Source organism: Paenibacillus sp. FW101-FHT12H11 (genome assembly GCF_058790355.1).
On sequence record NZ_JBYTCO010000001.1, the window covers coordinates 720326 to 736693 of the forward strand.

Genomic DNA, 16368 nt, shown 5'->3' on the forward strand with positions numbered 1-16368 from the left:
GGTATGTATAGTTGCCCTTGGGGGGATTTCCAAATTTATGAATAAATAACTCCGTTATATTGCATGCTAAAAAGAAAAAACTTGGAGTATTTATGCGCTTTCCCAGTTGGTTAAAAAGGCAGCGAAGTGCACGGCCAACCCGTTCACTCGCTAATTTGTCTCCCATACCTAATGTTGAGGTTGAGTTATCTTTAAGACGTCAATGGTTCCAAGAACAATTGAAAAATTGTGCTGATATTTGTTTTCATGAATGCCTGATAGGTGACATCTCTTGTGTATTTATTTTTATTGAGGGTCTTGTCGATCAACAAATGCTTCAGGAGCAAGTGATTGCACCGATGTTATATGAATTGAGCGCAGCGTCGACAGAGGAACTCGTTCAGCACATTCTTCAATTTAAGCAAATTCCGGTTTCCTCCATAAACAGCAGCAAGGAAGTAGGAACTGCATTACAGAGCTTGTTTGAAGGAACGATTGTTTTATTAATCGAAAATGAGCCTATGATGATTTTATTTCCCATGAAATCGGTCGAAAAAAGGGCGATTCAACAAGCGGAAAATGAGAATGTCATTCGCGGCCCGAAGCAGGCATTCGTTGAGGATCTATCGGTTAATCTGACAATGATCCGCAAAATCATCAAGCATCCGGCTTTGAAGGCTGAGAAGTTTCAATTTGGGGAATACACGAACACTTATGTAACCGTATGTTATATCGAAGGGATCTGCCAACAAAAATTGGTGGACGAAGTAAAAAAACGAATATCGCGAATAGAGATAGACGGTGTACTGGGAAGCAGTTACATTGAGGAATTTATTGAGGATAATCCCTTCTCTCCGTTTCCTCAAGTGCAGTATACAGAAAGACCGGATACCGTATGCGCGGCGCTTCTTGAAGGAAGAGTTGCTATTCTTGTTGATGGAACGCCTGTACCGATTTTGGTCCCTGTTACCTTGTATATGCTGCTTCAATCCGCAGAGGACTACTATCAAAGATTTGTAGCAGGTACATGGATACGATGGATTCGGTATTTCTTTCTGCTTATTTCTTTCTTGCTACCCTCCGTATACATTGCTGTCACAACGTTCCATCCTGAAATGCTTCCGCCCAATCTATTGATTGCCGTAGCGGCAGCAAGGGAAAATGTACCTTTTCCTGCTATTATTGAAGCGATTATTATGGAGATTACCTTTGAGGCGCTGAGGGAAGCGGGCTTGCGTATTCCGAAGCCAATTGGACAAACGGTATCCATTATCGGGGCATTAGTCATCGGACAGGCGGCTGTACAGGCGGGTATTGTTTCCGCTCCAATGGTCATTGTAGTCTCTATTACAGGTATAGCTTCTTTCATTATTCCGCATTTTGATTTGGGTTTGACTTTCCGTTTATTGAGGTTTCCGGTAATGATTCTCGCGGCGTCCTTGGGACTTTACGGCGTCATCTTATGCATTATCCTAATTTATCTTCACTTGGTGACCCTTCGCTCTTTTGGTACATCGTACCTTTCCCCGACAGCGCCGATAGTATTTCGGGATTGGAAGGATGTGCTGGTTCGGGTTCCCATGTGGATGATGAAGAGAAGGCCGGCGCTATACGGCACAGAAGGCGATCAAAGATTAACGTACAAGCCCAGACCGCAAATTCCTGAAGATGATGGTGATTAAACTGTGCTCGAACTTAAAAAGCGTAAGGTATTTTGTTATGTTTATCTCTTTATTACTTCTAACTGGCTGCTGGTCCAGGATTGAAATCAATGATCGTGCCTTTGTAACGGCAATGTATATTGATTATCCGGAAGATGGTGTATATGAAGTTTCACTAGGATTTCCTTTACCCAATCGAATGTCTATGGGTATAGGACTCAGTGGTGCTCCTAAAGGCAACCCCTATTCCATTGTGACGAAAAGAGGCGAGAGCATCCCTGTCGCTATTCGAAAAATTCGATCGGATTTATCGAGAGAAATATCCTGGGGTCACTGTCGCGTCATTGTTGTTGGTCGGAAAATGGCGGAATTCGGGATTAATCAATTGTTAGAGTTTACTGCACGTGAGCCGAATTTTCACACCAAATCTTTCCTATTCGTATCCCCTACAAAAGGTCTTGATATTGCCAAATTGACTCCTGTGTTTGAACGGCTGCCGTCAGAAGTGCTGCGTGAATATGCCCAGAGAAATGTGACAATGGGCGCGACAATCAAAGACTTTTTGGAAGCGGAGGCATCGGGCGGAGACATGGTGACCGGACTGCTGACAATTGGACAAACAGAAATGGTCAGTGAAGAAGGAAAGATGAGCACATGGGTTGGAACGGATGGTGCAGCACTTTTCAGAAGCGGTGCCATGGTTGGAACGTTAGATGTCATAGGTATGCGGGCAGGGCTATGGTTAAATGGAAAAATGAGCAGCTCTATGAACTCAATCAAATCCCCAACGGATGCCAAAACGATCAGTTTTCTCATTCAAACATCCAAAGCTTCCATCGAACCAATGATCAATGGTGATCAGATCAGTTTTGATATTCACATTGAAGCCGATGATGATATTCTGTCGTCTGAATCCAATATCGATCTGATGGATCCCGAAAAATTAAAAGTTCTCGAGGGGCTGCTATCGGAACAATTGAAGGGGAGAATTTTAAGAACGCTGCAAACTACGCAATCCAAAGAGGTAGATGCATTTAACTTTGGAAAAATTCTTAGCTGGAGATACCCCAAAGTATGGCAGCAAATAAAGGGGAATTGGCGTGAACAGTATAAGAAATGTGAGTTTCATGTAACTACCCATATTTTCGTCAAACGGACCGGAGCTGAAAAGAATGCAGTCATTCGGAAAAATGAGGAATAGGGGGGATTACTCTCGTGATTGGCATAACAGTTGTTTTTATAGGGATAACATCCTATGAGATGAGTTTCTTATTTCGACACAAGCGTAAACCGAGAACATATTGGATTACGGGCTCGTTTATTGTAGCGGCTTATTTGTATCTTACGGCTATTTATATGTTCCAGGATTTACCTAGCACTAACCAGTTTATTGAATACATATTTAACTTTCAATAGATATAATTGTTGACGAGAGGATGAAAGCAAGCATGCAACGGATTAATCAAGTGGAGCTAGGTTTATTGCTTGTTTTGTATAATTTCTCAACAGCCGCCGGATTCTTGATAGGTCCCCTTACAGCTTTGGCAGGTTACCAAGGGTGGTTAAGTGTATTAATCGCCCACGTCGGTGGACTTCTTATAGCCTGCCTATCGGTTTGGTATGCCAAGAAACGGCCAAACGAGTTTATCATTCATTATGGGAAAGAAGTGGTTGGTAAATGGCTGAATCTCATGATGATGATCATTTATTGTTTTTTCTTTATTCAGCTTGCAGGAATGGTACTTCGACAAGCCACAGATTTCTTGGTCCAGATTTATCTTCCTTCAACGCCAAGTTGGGTTATCGCAAGCTCCTTTGGACTCGTGATTTCCATAGCCGTGAGGTCGGGGATCGAAGCCATATTTCGATGTGCCGCTGGATTCTTTTTTGTCATCTTTTCCACAGCTTCTATTGTCCCTTTTTTAGTGGGAAAAGAATTAAACTTTGAGCGGTCCATTGCTTTAATAACTAGTCTTAGTTGGAGAGATTTGATCCATTCGAGTTACCCGTTCGTCCCTTGGTTTGGCGAAATGTTTTTAGTTATTTTTATCTTTCCCTTTCTTGCAAAGGCAGAGAAAACAGTTCGGACTTTATTATGGTCCTCGTTAATAAGTACCCTATTTTTTGAAGTCTACTTTTTGTTATGTATTTTGTTATTTGATGCGCCGCTAATGGCCCATTTCACGTATCCCATTTTGGAAATGCTGCGTTTTATCCGTATTGGGGATTTCCTGGAAAATTTAGACCCCATAGTAGTTGCTATCTGGATGGCAGGACTATTTATTAAAATCAGCATTTTACTTTACATGGCGGTGTTCATATCCTCTCAACTATTGAAGCTCAAAGACTCGCGGCCGTTATCCTTCTCTTTTGGCGCGATAGCGGTGGGAATGGCGATGCATTCCGTGAAAAACTTAATCGAACTTAATGAGTTCATCCTGCATTCCTGGACAAACTTTGCTTATTTTATTGAATGTTCCCCGCTTATTTATTGGGGAATTTCCATCATGAAAAGATATGTACAGCGTTCGCGAGCGGGCCGGAATTTAATGGAAAAATAGGCGTTATAGTTTTTCCTTAAAAGCCCTCGGACTCACCCCCGTATATTTCGTGAAAACATGAGTAAAATAGGCCGGATCCTCGATGCCAACCTCTTGGGCAACTTCGAATATTTTCAATGCTGAATTTTTGAGCATTCTTTTTGCCATATCTATACGGTATTTATTCAGCGTATCCATTAAGGCTTCCCCAGTTTCTCTTTTATATAGTCGGCTTAAGTAACTGCTATTGACATGTACGTATTCAGCTATGAACTGCAAATTAATTTGTTTGTTGAAATGTTCTCGGATACATTTGTTTACTTCCCTCACGATGTAATTACTATGATTGCCTTGGGAACTAAGGATGTTTATAGACGTTTGAATAAAAGTGCTTAAAATATGGAACAGATCACGCATTGACTTGCTTTGCTGGATTTGAGCGTAAGTTTGGGATTCATTGTTTACGAAAGAGACATCTGACCATTGGGGTTCGCTGAATAATTTAAAAGACATGGAGCATAGAAGCAACCCGCTTGCTTTCATATGCTCAATAGGTACGTCGTTTTCTTTATAGGAGTCAAAGAGATTAGATAATTTCAGAGAAGCTTCAACAACATTTTCTAGTTGCATGTAGGCCAGAATTTCATCTATATAAGTATGCGTAGGTACAGTTTTCAAACCGAAAGGCGTTGTCTCACTCGGATCATAGGAGGAAATTGGAATGTCATGATACAGACCCTTAGTAAGCGCTTTCCTGGCTTCGCTGAAAGCTTCGGGTAATTCAAGCGAAGAAGCATGTGGTTGACTAATGCCAACATGCACCGCGAAATTCATGAAATTGTCGACCATTTTCATAATATCCCTGCATTTATTTGGTATAAACTGCGTGTATTCGGCTTCGTTTGCATACGCAAAGGATACAATCGAAACAAGTTGATTTTTGCTTATGATTGACGTGTAATGTTTGGAATCTTTGAAAGCAAGGTTCGAAAAGTGTCTAACATGATGAACAAAATTGCTGTATTCGCTGGTGGTTGTTTCACTATGATTCTCAGTAGTGTCGTTTATTTCAAAAACCGCAATGATATAATGATCAAGCAGGATGCCATGTTCTTTCATTTTGCTTACAATGGCCTCAGGATGACTAATCATGTTGTCGTAAACTTCTTTGATAAACTTATCCCGAATCTCGGACAAGTGTTTCTGCTGCAAAGCGATTAATTCCTTTGCTTTATGCACAGCTTCCGGAATCTTCTCGGTTGGGTTGATTTTCACAAGGAAGTCAACGACGTTATATTTGATCGCAGATTGTGCATAAGCAAAATCGGCATAGGCTGTTAACAAAATGACTTTGGTATGAGGGTGATTTTCGTAAATATATTTGGCTAGTTCAATGCCGTCCATCCCGGGCATCTTAATATCCGTTATCACGATATCGATTGGCACGGATTGCAAATATTCCTTTGCTTCCGTGCCATTTGAAGCCAGAGCAGCCAGTTCACAGTCAAGCGACTTCCAGTCTACAAAGCTTTGCAGACCTTGCCTGATGACGGATTCGTCATCAACTACCATTACCTTATACATAACTGTTTTCTCCCTTATCTGCAGGAATAAGAACTGCAACCTTCGTACCTATGTTTAAATGACTCTGAATAGAAATCCCGTATGCTTCTCCATAAATGAGTTTAATTCTATGATTCGTATTATGTAAGCCAATATTGTTGTGACCTTTTCTACGATGCCCGCTATGTACCGATGAATCCAGATTGATTTGGTCTGTTTTAAATCCTAAACCATCATCTTCAATTTCGAAGTAGATAGAATTAGCAACCTCTGTAATGGTAATGGTGATGGTACCTTTATCTACTTTATTTTCAATACCATGAACGACTGCGTTTTCAACAATGGGCTCCAAACAAAACTTAGGTACGTATAAGTCCAAAAGAGCCTCGTCTTTTACATCAATACGAAAATCCAATTTATCTTCAAACCTCATTTTTTGTAAATACAAGTAAAAATTCACAATGTCCAATTCCTCGCGAATGGTTATTTTTGTTTTACTGTCCGTATACATACTCGCTTGTAGCAATTCGGTTAGAGACATAACCATTTTATACACCGTTTCATCTTTGGAAAACCGTGCTTTATAACCTATGGTAATAAGGGTATTGAACAGAAAATGTGGATTCATTTGCGATTGCAAAAATTTCAATTCCGTTTCTTTCAGTAAGAGTTGTTTCTCGTATACTTGATTAAAGAGATATTTGATCTCACTTGTCATTTTATTGAAGGTGTGGCTAAGCAAATTCAACTCCAAATCGGAATACTCGGGCATTTTGGCATCATAGTTTCCAACCTTCACCTGATTGATATTACGTAACAGATCTTTAATAAAGCGAGTAAATCGAAGGGATAAGAAAATACTGGATACAAGGAATACGAGCAGGATGAGTAACAAAAAGAGCGTGTAATTTTTCATATTGTCCGACAGCTTGGCCAGAATTTGCTTCTTCGGAATGCAGACTACAAAGCTAAGTCCACTCTCATTTATTTTTTTGGCTGCTGCCATGTAGGTCCGATTATCCAAAGTTATATGATTCATATCTGTTTTATCACTTAACTGTAAAATGGATGCATCCACTTTATTGCCAATCAAATGTTTATCCGAACTTGAATAAATGAAACCTTGTTTATCGATGAGATATGCCATCGCACCAGGAATCTCAAGTAATGCAGCATATTTATTAAATATTTGACTCTCGTCAATGCCGATAATTAAATACAACCGTTGTTCAGGATTATAAATGTTGGAGACATTTCTAACGTAATAAATTACATTGTCGTTATAAAATGCAGGCACGGGAACAATCCCTTCAATATTCATCCCTTTTTGCTGATTATAGATGTTTATATTATTTGCAGTAACGATGTTGACATCTTTTGTTGATCTTGAAATGGAAGAGAAATTCGATTCATTTTGAAAAATATAAACGGTTGAGATCAGTTTGCTAACCCAGGCCGTATTAAACATTAAACTATATTTAAGCTCCTCCTCCATATCGCTTTTATTAACAAACTGGCTGTAATTGTCACTTTCTGCGGAAGTATCTCCGGCTAACCACGTTCTAACCGACTTGGTAGAAAGCATATGCAGAGAAGTGTCTGTAATCAGTTTGAAAGAGCTTTCAATATTGTCGTTCGTTTGTTCCATCATTTGTGACCAATTGTTCTCTGCATTTTTGGTCAATTCAGAAGACATACTCCAATAAAAATACAGCCCCGAAACCGACATGGGGAATAACATCATAAAAACAGTAGTAACAATTATTTTATGCCGAATGGGTATTGCTTTCAAAAATGAGACCATAATCACCCTCCCCAATTTATTGTATCATGATCAGATGAAAGCGCTATTCGTTCATGCGAGGGAGTGGATATTTCTATAGAAAAGTCAAAATATCACAATAAAGTTCACAAAACTACATCATGGAAGCGCTTGAATATCGATATAAGTAAAAATAATGCAAGCTAAAAGCCGTTTTTTCACATTAACATTCCTAATTATAGGTAATAAGATGATGAAGTAAAGTTCTTCAGCTAAATAACATCTTGAAAGGGGATTCACAACGTGAGAAAGAGATATGTTCGTAAAGGAATTACAGTGATAACAAGCGGTTTGTTAGCTCTATCTATGGTTGCTTGCAGCTCGGTAAAAACAGTAGAAACAAAAGAGAGCGCGAGTTCGAGCCCGGCAACTGTACAGAATACGGCGGCGCCTAGTAAGGCGCCTGTGAAAATCAAATATGCAACATATCGGGTTGGTACCCATGTGTCTGCAGCTGCAGAAAAGAAAATTTTAGACGATTTCAAAAAGAAATATAGCGGAGAGATTGAACTGCAAGTCGAAGAAATTCCAGGTGATCAGGCCTATGTGGATAAGATTAAGGTGCTTGCGGCTTCAAAAGACCTACCCGATGTTGTTGAAGGTAAAAACGGTCTTAATGATTTGCTTATAAAAGGAAATTTAGCCACACCGTTAAATGAATATTTGGAAGCGGATGCTGCGTGGAAAGCGGAGGTTGGCAACGATGCAATCAATTCGAACTCACGAGACGGAAAAGTGTGGTCTATAGCCAACGGTGCACAGCTTATCGGATATTTCTACAATAAAGAGTTATTTGATAAAGCAGGAGTGAAACCAGCAGCTACGTGGGATGAATTTCTAACCAATCTTGAAAAAATTAAAACAACGACTGGAATTGCTCCATTAGCTATGATGACCGGGGAAAATGCTTGGACAACCAATCTACTACTGGGAGCTATTGTAGGGACAAGCGGAGATGCAGGAAATAAGTTCATGAACGCACCATTTCCCAAAAGCTTTGAGACGCCTGAGTTCATTGAAGGATTGAAGAAGATTCAAATCATCCTTCAAAAATATACGACAAAGGATGCACTTGGTGCTGGTTATGCCAATGCGGCCAACAACTTCTTGCAAGGCAAGGCGGCAATTATAGCGAATGGTCCATGGATGATCAGTGATTTCAGCGATAAAACAAAAGCGCTCGAAGGGTTTGATAAAAAGGTCGGCGTAGCGATGTACCCCAATTCCGGCATGTTTTCATCCTTTGAGGTCGGTTATATGTTAACGGCTAAAGATAAGGAAACGAAAGATGCAGCGATCAAATTATTGAAATTTTTAACGGATGCGCATGCGCAGCAGATTAATCTTGAGCTCAGCAGCACAATGCCTTTGACGGTAAATGTAAAGCCCAGTGATGAGTTTAAGCAAAAGAACCCGGTCTTTATGGCAAATGTGGAACTTGGAGGTCAGGCTAAAAACAAATTTGCCAACCTTGACGCTTTAAACTTTGCCAATGTAACGGAAGCTTGGAAAACGTTATACCCTGAACTTAACTTTAATAAAGCTACCGCTGAAGAAATTGCCAAGAGGTTAAGTACTACAGCAGAGAAAAACAAATAGAGTACATATCGGATAAAACAAGGAGTTGACTCCCCGTAGCTAACTTGTTTAGGGGAGTCGGATCCATATTTAAGGAGTCACAAGATGGCAAAAAATAAGTTGTATATTACGTTGTTCCTTTTACCAACTCTAGTTTTGTTCGCATTGGTTTTTGCCGCTTCATGTGTCATTTTGTTTGGAACCTCATTGACGGAATGGCGGATAGGTTCCAAAGTGTCTTTCATTGGCATACACAACTATGCGGAAATGTTCTTGGACTCGGATTTCTGGAAAAGCGTATGGAATACGATCCTATGGATGCTGCTCCAATCGACCGTCCATATTATGATTGGCGTCAGTTTCGCTCTCATTCTTTTGAAGAAGGAGTTCTATTGGAAATTCGCGAGAACGGTGTATATGCTGCCCAACATTATTTCTGGAGCTGCAATAGGCATGCTTTTTTTAAGTATCCTTAATCCTGAAATCGGAGCCGTGAACCACATTATTAGGTTGTTTGGCTTTGAGGACTTTTCACAAAACTGGTTTATGGATTATAACTCCGCTTTTTTCTCAGTCACGATGACATGGCTTCCATATGCAGCCGTTATTACGATTCTAGTACTGGCTGAAATTGAGGCTATTTCTGAAAGTGTATTCGAATCGGCAAAAATCGACGGAGCCAGTGAACTCAAAATCAATTTATATATTGTACTTCCCATGCTGAGGAATATTATTGGAACCTGCGTCCTTTTGGCAGGAACCAGCATTTTGCAGAAGTTTGACATTATTATGATGACGACAGGCGGAGGCCCGGGAAACGAAACAATGAACTTGCCTATGTATATATATAAAACAGCGCTGATTGACAATAACTTTGGCTATGCGAATGCAATCGGAGTATTTGCGATTCTACTTGGCATCGTGTTTGTTATGACAACGAAAGCTGTGTTTAAAATCGGAGACGCCTTGGAATAAGCAGGGTGGTGGAGATGAACATAATGAAATACGTACTATTATCGACTAAATATATGTTTGTAGGCTTAATTATTATCTTATCTGTAGCGCCATTCTTGTGGGTATTCCTATCCTCATTTAAAAGCAATCTGGAAATCATGGTTTCCTCCTTAAGCTTAGCGAGCCATTTCGATTTAAGCAATTACGAGAAGGCATTTAAGATTGCTCCTTTAGCTAGATTTTATCTGAATAGTGTCATTGTTGCGGTATGCGGCACTCTACTAAATCTGTTTATTCTTGGATTGTCATCTTATGTCATTGCACGATTCAACTTTAAAGGAAAAAATATCATCATCGGCATTTTGGCTTTATCTTTATTAATACCTGGCGCTGCGCTGCTGCAGCCATTGTATCTTACTGTAAAAACATTAGGTTTGTACGATCATTTATTTGGATTAATTCTTGTGTATGCTGGCTTCGGGTTGCCCACATCTTTGTTCATTCTTTCTAGTTTTTTTCTCACCATTCCCAAGTCATTGGAAGAGTCTGCATACTTGGATGGTGCCGGCTTCATCAAGACCTTTTATCGCGTCATTTTACCTCTTTCGAAACCGGGTTTCTCGACGGCGGCTGTTTTACAGTTTTTATTATGTTGGAATGAATTTCAATTTGCCCTTACCTTAACTACTGGAAGCAATAGCAGAACACTTCCTTTGGCGTTATATTATTTTAAAAGTCAGTTCGGAAGCGATTACGGTGTTATGTTCGCAGCTACAATTATTGTTATCATTCCTAGTATTATTGTGTACATGATCATGCAGGAACAAGTGGTCTCTGGTTTGACAGCGGGGGCAGTGAAAGGGTAGTCATTGCAAACGCATACATCGGTGGAGCTAAGTTCATGATGAACTACGAGAATAGTAATGGAGGTCGACGACTATCATGTTGAAAATGAAATTGAAAAAATTCACATCGGCATTATTGCTCATTTGTATGCTTGTAGCACCAACGGGCCAAGGTATTGTTGCATTTGCAGAAGATGCCAATGCAAATTCTTCTGCACTTGATGTCATAGAAAGCCAAGTAAACGGGGAATATTCGCTTAATTTATCACAACTGGGGAACGTTGATTGGTTGCATTTCAAAGGAAACGGCGCTAATAATCTGACCCCAATTAAAAAAGCAAACTCAAACGCTGTTACATTTAACGTATATGGAGATAACACGACAGGCTTCGAAGGCAAGATGGATAGAGGATCGGATGCTAATTATTTATCGTATACCTGGGATAACGGAATGTCTGGATATGAGACAGGCAATAAGGATACAGGGTTTGGGGTATTTTTCCCTAATAACAGGACTCCTGGAACCTATGACAATGTTGGTTGGACCTTTACGGTAGCGCCGCAACCTCAGGAGTCGACCGTTGTGTTTGGCATCGGCATGTGGCAAGCGAAAGTTGATGTGAAAATTTATGCGGATAATATGCTGGTTGAGACGAAGAAAATTAGTGCAGGCGGAACCTCACAGGTGTACAAGTATCAGATCAAAGTACCCGCGAATGTACAGTTAAAAGTAGAAGGTCTCCAAACAGAGACGATCAGTCAATGGGGGAACATGTCTTTTTCCGGATTGGCTGTCAGCAGCGTGGAGATTGCGGATAAACTTAATTTGCACAACGAGTATAACAACGTAAAAGATTGGACTCAAAAGTTATATACGGATGCATCATGGCAAGTCTTTGTCGCCGCTAGAGATAACGCAAATCGTGTGCTAGAGAAAGCAGATGCTTCGCAAGCAGAAATTAACGATGCATTAAATGCGCTAATAGCAGCAAAAACCGCCCTTACCAAAAAAGAAACGAATATGATGATCGATTTTACAGGAACTGAAAAAAATGAATATGCCTTTGGCGACGAGGTTGATCAACAGGCCAGATATCAAACGTTTAAGGTTAATGAAGGCTATGAAATGGAATATGTCCAATTTGTCATTAAACAAATGGCGAGCGATGCGAATGATTTGGTTGTAAAGCTTTACAACACCAATAGTAATGGATTGCCAATTGGTTCTCCGCTGAAAGAAGTTACTATCAGTAAAGATAGTGTGATAGATGGCGGTTTAACAACCGTGCATTTCGATTACACGCTAGGTAATAACACACGTTATGCGATTGTTTTATCACAAAATAATCTTGTTTCAGGCAAATACCGCTGGGTTGTCATGGATAAAAATGAAGAATCCGGCTCAGAGTTTTTTGGCAAAACCGTTTCAGGGAATTTCATCTCAGAAGCTCAGCTAGGAACGGGGATATTGCGGATTATTAAAAAGACGGCCGTAAATCGCAACTCCTTACAAACGTTGATACAGGATATTGGTAAGTACAATAGTAAGCTTTACACGGTTCAGTCTTGGTCTGCATTGACAACCGCGTTGTCTAACGCCAAAGGATGGCTGAACAATTTTGATGCAACCCAAATTGAACTTGACGGCGCGCAAAATCAGTTGCAAACGGCATTTGATAGCCTGGTTTTAAACAGGGATATAACCAGCTTTGTTAGCCAAATCGATGCAATTAGTCGTGCAGTTGTCAAAGGTTACACAGAAAGTTCAGTGACTGCTTTAAACAGTGCCGTTACAGCAGCCAAGGCATTAACCAATGATGCAGGAGTAAGTGAAAAAATCAAAGCATTTTCAGCGGTGCTAAATGCGATTGATGCTTTAAAAGTATCCGGGAAATATCAATATGAAACTCATGCAAACATGACGGCGGCCTTTGGTTTTGAGTCGGATAAAAATGCTTCTCTTGCGTTCTTGGACGGTTCATATCAAATTGGCGGGAATCGTCCGATGCAGCATGGACCCATTGCCCCAAAACAAATGGTAACTTTCGGTGTGACGGATACCAGCGATATTAAATGGTATTTAAATGAAGGGTACTTACCGGTATATGTAAGTGAATTTATCAATGATGATGTGCAGTACAAAATTGAGAATTTTGGCAACAAACATACGGTAGATAACAAAGATTATGTTATTGACTATTCTCGGATAACGGCAACGAATGTTTCGAGCGAGACTAGACTTTTACCCGTTGTATCTTCAAATTTGATTCCATTGAATGATGATACGAAGTATGTGTATGTTGTAAATCCTGGAGAGTCCGTTGTCAGAGATTATGCCATTGAGGCGGATAAATACGAATACTTTAATGAGGGTGTAACGAATTACACTTCATTAACCATGGAACAAGTGATTGGCCAAGGTTCCTTTGACGCAAATTACCGGGAAATGAGCACATACTGGAAAACAAGACTCTCTGATTTGGTGGATCTTGATTTACCGAATAAGGAGCTCGCACAAGCATTTAAAGCTGGCTATATTGATACTATGATTATCAAAGATGGCAATTTCCTACACGTTGGGGAGAATGGATACGCAAGATTATTTTCTCATGATACGATTGGTATTTTGGTCCAATTGATACAAAGCGGAGATTTTCAACATGCCAAAGATTATTTGAAAAGCGTGCCTTTAACAGGCGGAATCAATATTGAAACAGGGGTAACCGACGTAGACCTGTATTGGGATGCCAATTGGAAGCTTCCGTGGGCGTATGCTGTTTATTTGAGTAAAACGGGTGATACATCCATCTTTAAAGAATCTATGACTGCCGAAGATGGGACGGTAGGTACCGTGTTTGAAAAGAGAATCAAATATGGTGCGAAGAGAATTGAAGCCGATCGTGTTAATGGTATCATGAAAAACACGCTTGCGATTGACTCTGATGGCAATTGGACGATTGATAATTATTCTGCATTAACAGGATTGACGGCCTATGAATATATAACACGCGAGTTATATAGATTAGATCATGACGACTATTATTTGAAAGAAGCAGAATGGGCTAAGGCGCAATATGAAGATCTGTTAGCAAAATTCACAGCAAGACTACAACAAACGATAACAGAAAAAAAACTGGACTATATTCCAGCCTCTGTCGTACAAAGTAATGATGAAAACCGTATGCATGATTCCAGGGATGCGAACTGGGCCTCGATGTTCTTATTCGGTTTATGGCAGTGGGATGGATACTTATATGGAGCTAATCAACCCGAAGACAATATCAATTTAACTATGCTGGATGATACGTATTCATATGGAATAAACAGACGTGTTAATGAAAAAACAACGGATTCTCCCTACAACTTTGGAGGCTACCCACATGGATTCTATTCAAGTGCCTACAATGCTGGTTACGGAAGTGCAGCGCTGCGTGGTGAGAAGTATAGAGATATGGGAATTAAAGCCTACGAGTTCATGATTGAAAATTCTATGAGCGGGCCATTCAGTTGGTGGGAAGGTATCGCTTACCCGGAATCTAACAGTCCATGGGCGAAAACAAATGATAACCTGAATGTTCATAATACCCCAGGTGGCGGTGGATCAGCCCCTCATATGTGGGGACAATCCGTCAACTCCAAAGTATTGGTTGATTCCCTGATCGCGGAAAGAATTTATGAGCAAAACAAAAAATATGATATCATCGTGGGTCGCGGCATTCCTAATGAGTGGGTTGTTGATGCTGCGAAAAATGCAAATCTTGTTGCAAATGTTCAGAACTACCCTGCCCTACAAGGAGGCAGAGTGGGATACACCGTCGTCAGAGACGAAAACAAGCTAGTTTTTACATTTAATACGAAGCTAGATCAAGCAAAAATTGATGCAATCGGGGCTAATTTTAGCGTTCAATTACCGATTATGGTGAACAATATTCTAGACGCGTCGGTAGGAGTCATTAATCATGAAAAAGGCATTGTTACCGTTCCTGTAAGTACTAAAAATTTAACGATTTACTTAACAGAGTTCAGTAATAATGCACTGTTGACTGATTTGGCAGTTGATCAAGGTACGCTATCACCTGCATTTACGCCATCGACAATGAATTATGCGGTAAGTATTCCAAACGCAACTTCAAGTCTTAATTTCAATTTGACCAAAGCAGAACCAAATGAAACACTTACAGTTACAGGGGCTGTAAAAACTTCTGAGTCGGGTAATGTTCATTCCTATCGTTCATCCGGTTTAATAGTTGGATCTAACCCTGTTCAAGTTGTGGTCACTGCGGGAGATGGTAAGACAACCAGCACCTACAATATCACTGTAAACAGGGCTCAAGCGGAGACGCCGTCACATACGTCAGACAGGGATTCCTCTTCACAACCGATGCCAGATAACAACAAGGTGACTTCCACGGATGGCAAATTAACAGTTCCCGTAGGTAAAATTGGTGAGGTTAGTTTTGGAGGAGATGCGGTCACGGTCTCGATTCCGAAAAATGCATCGGATCAAGAAATAAAATTGACGATAGAAAAAGTAGTAGACACCGATAACCTTCTACAGAATAAAGAGGTTCTGGCTAGTCCAGTGTATGAGCTTTTGAAAAACTTCTCGGACAACTTCAGTAAATCCGTAACACTAACCTTTGCTTTTGATCCAAAAAGCGTGAAGAATAATCAAAAAGCAGCTGTATTTTATTATGATGAAGAGAAGAAACAATGGGTGGAAGTTCCAGGCGGTCAAGTTCATGGGAATTTCATTTCCGTGGAAGTCAATCACTTTACCAAGTATGCTGTTCTTGCCGTAGACAATAAAGGTGTAATAACAGAGAATCCTTCGACAAGCACAAGTACATTTCGTGATGTCGCGGGGCATTGGGCTGAGTTAAATATTAAGCAGGCGGTGAGTATTGGCATCGTGGGTGGGTATTCAGACGGGACGTTTAAGCCGAATCTTGCCGTGACTCGTGCAGAGTTCGCAGTCATGCTGATGCATACGCTTAAACGACAAGGAGAAGGTGCTCCGCTGACGTTCACAGATACGGCCGAAATTGGAAGCTGGGCACAAAAGGAGGTAGCACAAGCGGTACAAGCCGGCATTATTAGCGGCTATGAGGATGGTTCGTTCCGTCCTGATACGGAAATTACACGCTCTGAAATGGCATCTATGATTGCGAAAGCTCTGAGTTTAACGACTAATCTGAATACGACAACGAACTTCGCAGATGACCAAGATATTCCACAGTGGGCCAAAGGTGCAGTTGCCGCAATCAAGCAGCTTGGTATTATCGAAGGTAAAGGAGAGAACGAATTCGTTCCTGCTGCCAACACAACAAGAGCAGAGGCTGTTACGGTTCTTTTGAAAATGTCGTCCAAAAAGTAATAGAAATAAAAAGGAAACCCGCTCCGAAAATGAGTGGGTTTCCTTTTTT

General features: G+C 40.5%; 9 protein-coding genes. 7 read left to right on the forward strand and 2 right to left on the reverse strand.

Annotated features, from left to right (window positions below; genetic code table 11):
- Positions 1-92 precede the first annotated feature (92 nt).
- From AC3WTJ_RS03080 to AC3WTJ_RS03090, 3 genes are all read left to right on the forward strand, one after another.
- Positions 93-1661 (forward strand): spore germination protein, encoded by a 1569-nt coding sequence (locus AC3WTJ_RS03080; protein ID WP_492520515.1) that lies wholly within the window; start codon positions 93-95, stop codon positions 1659-1661.
- Entirely contained in the window at positions 1651-2841 is a 1191-nt protein-coding gene (locus AC3WTJ_RS03085) for a Ger(x)C family spore germination protein (RefSeq protein ID WP_492520964.1), read from the forward strand. The genes AC3WTJ_RS03080 and AC3WTJ_RS03085 overlap by 11 nt, the downstream gene beginning before the upstream one ends.
- 247 nt (positions 2842-3088) lie before the next feature.
- Positions 3089-4201: a GerAB/ArcD/ProY family transporter gene (locus tag AC3WTJ_RS03090; protein ID WP_492520516.1), complete on the forward strand. Its 1113-nt coding sequence runs from the start codon at positions 3089-3091 to the stop codon at positions 4199-4201.
- A 3-nt stretch (positions 4202-4204) separates the two neighbouring features.
- Here AC3WTJ_RS03090 and AC3WTJ_RS03095 read toward each other — a convergent pair whose 3' ends face one another.
- Entirely contained in the window at positions 4205-5764 is a 1560-nt protein-coding gene (locus AC3WTJ_RS03095; RefSeq protein WP_492520517.1) for a response regulator, read from the reverse strand.
- Positions 5757-7547 carry a sensor histidine kinase gene (locus tag AC3WTJ_RS03100; protein WP_492520518.1) on the reverse strand — a complete coding sequence of 597 codons (1791 nt, stop codon included), beginning with the start codon at positions 7545-7547 and terminating at the stop codon, positions 5757-5759. The genes AC3WTJ_RS03095 and AC3WTJ_RS03100 overlap by 8 nt, the downstream gene beginning before the upstream one ends.
- 423 nt (positions 7548-7970) lie before the next feature.
- On the opposite strand from AC3WTJ_RS03100, the gene AC3WTJ_RS03105 reads away from it, so the two are divergent.
- The 4 genes from AC3WTJ_RS03105 (at position 7971) to AC3WTJ_RS03120 (ending at position 16319) form a co-directional block, all read left to right on the forward strand.
- Entirely contained in the window at positions 7971-9164 is a 1194-nt protein-coding gene (locus AC3WTJ_RS03105; protein ID WP_492520519.1) for an ABC transporter substrate-binding protein, read from the forward strand.
- Positions 9165-9248: 84 nt separating this feature from the next.
- On the forward strand, positions 9249-10118 hold the full coding sequence (locus AC3WTJ_RS03110) for a carbohydrate ABC transporter permease (protein ID WP_492520520.1): 870 nt from the start codon (positions 9249-9251) through the stop codon (positions 10116-10118).
- A gap of 23 nt (positions 10119-10141) precedes the next feature.
- Positions 10142-10963 (forward strand): carbohydrate ABC transporter permease, encoded by an 822-nt coding sequence (locus tag AC3WTJ_RS03115; RefSeq protein WP_492520521.1) that lies wholly within the window; start codon positions 10142-10144, stop codon positions 10961-10963.
- A gap of 76 nt (positions 10964-11039) precedes the next feature.
- Positions 11040-16319 carry an S-layer homology domain-containing protein gene (locus AC3WTJ_RS03120; protein WP_492520522.1) on the forward strand — a complete coding sequence of 1760 codons (5280 nt, stop codon included), beginning with the start codon at positions 11040-11042 and terminating at the stop codon, positions 16317-16319.
- Positions 16320-16368: the final 49 nt, after the last annotated feature.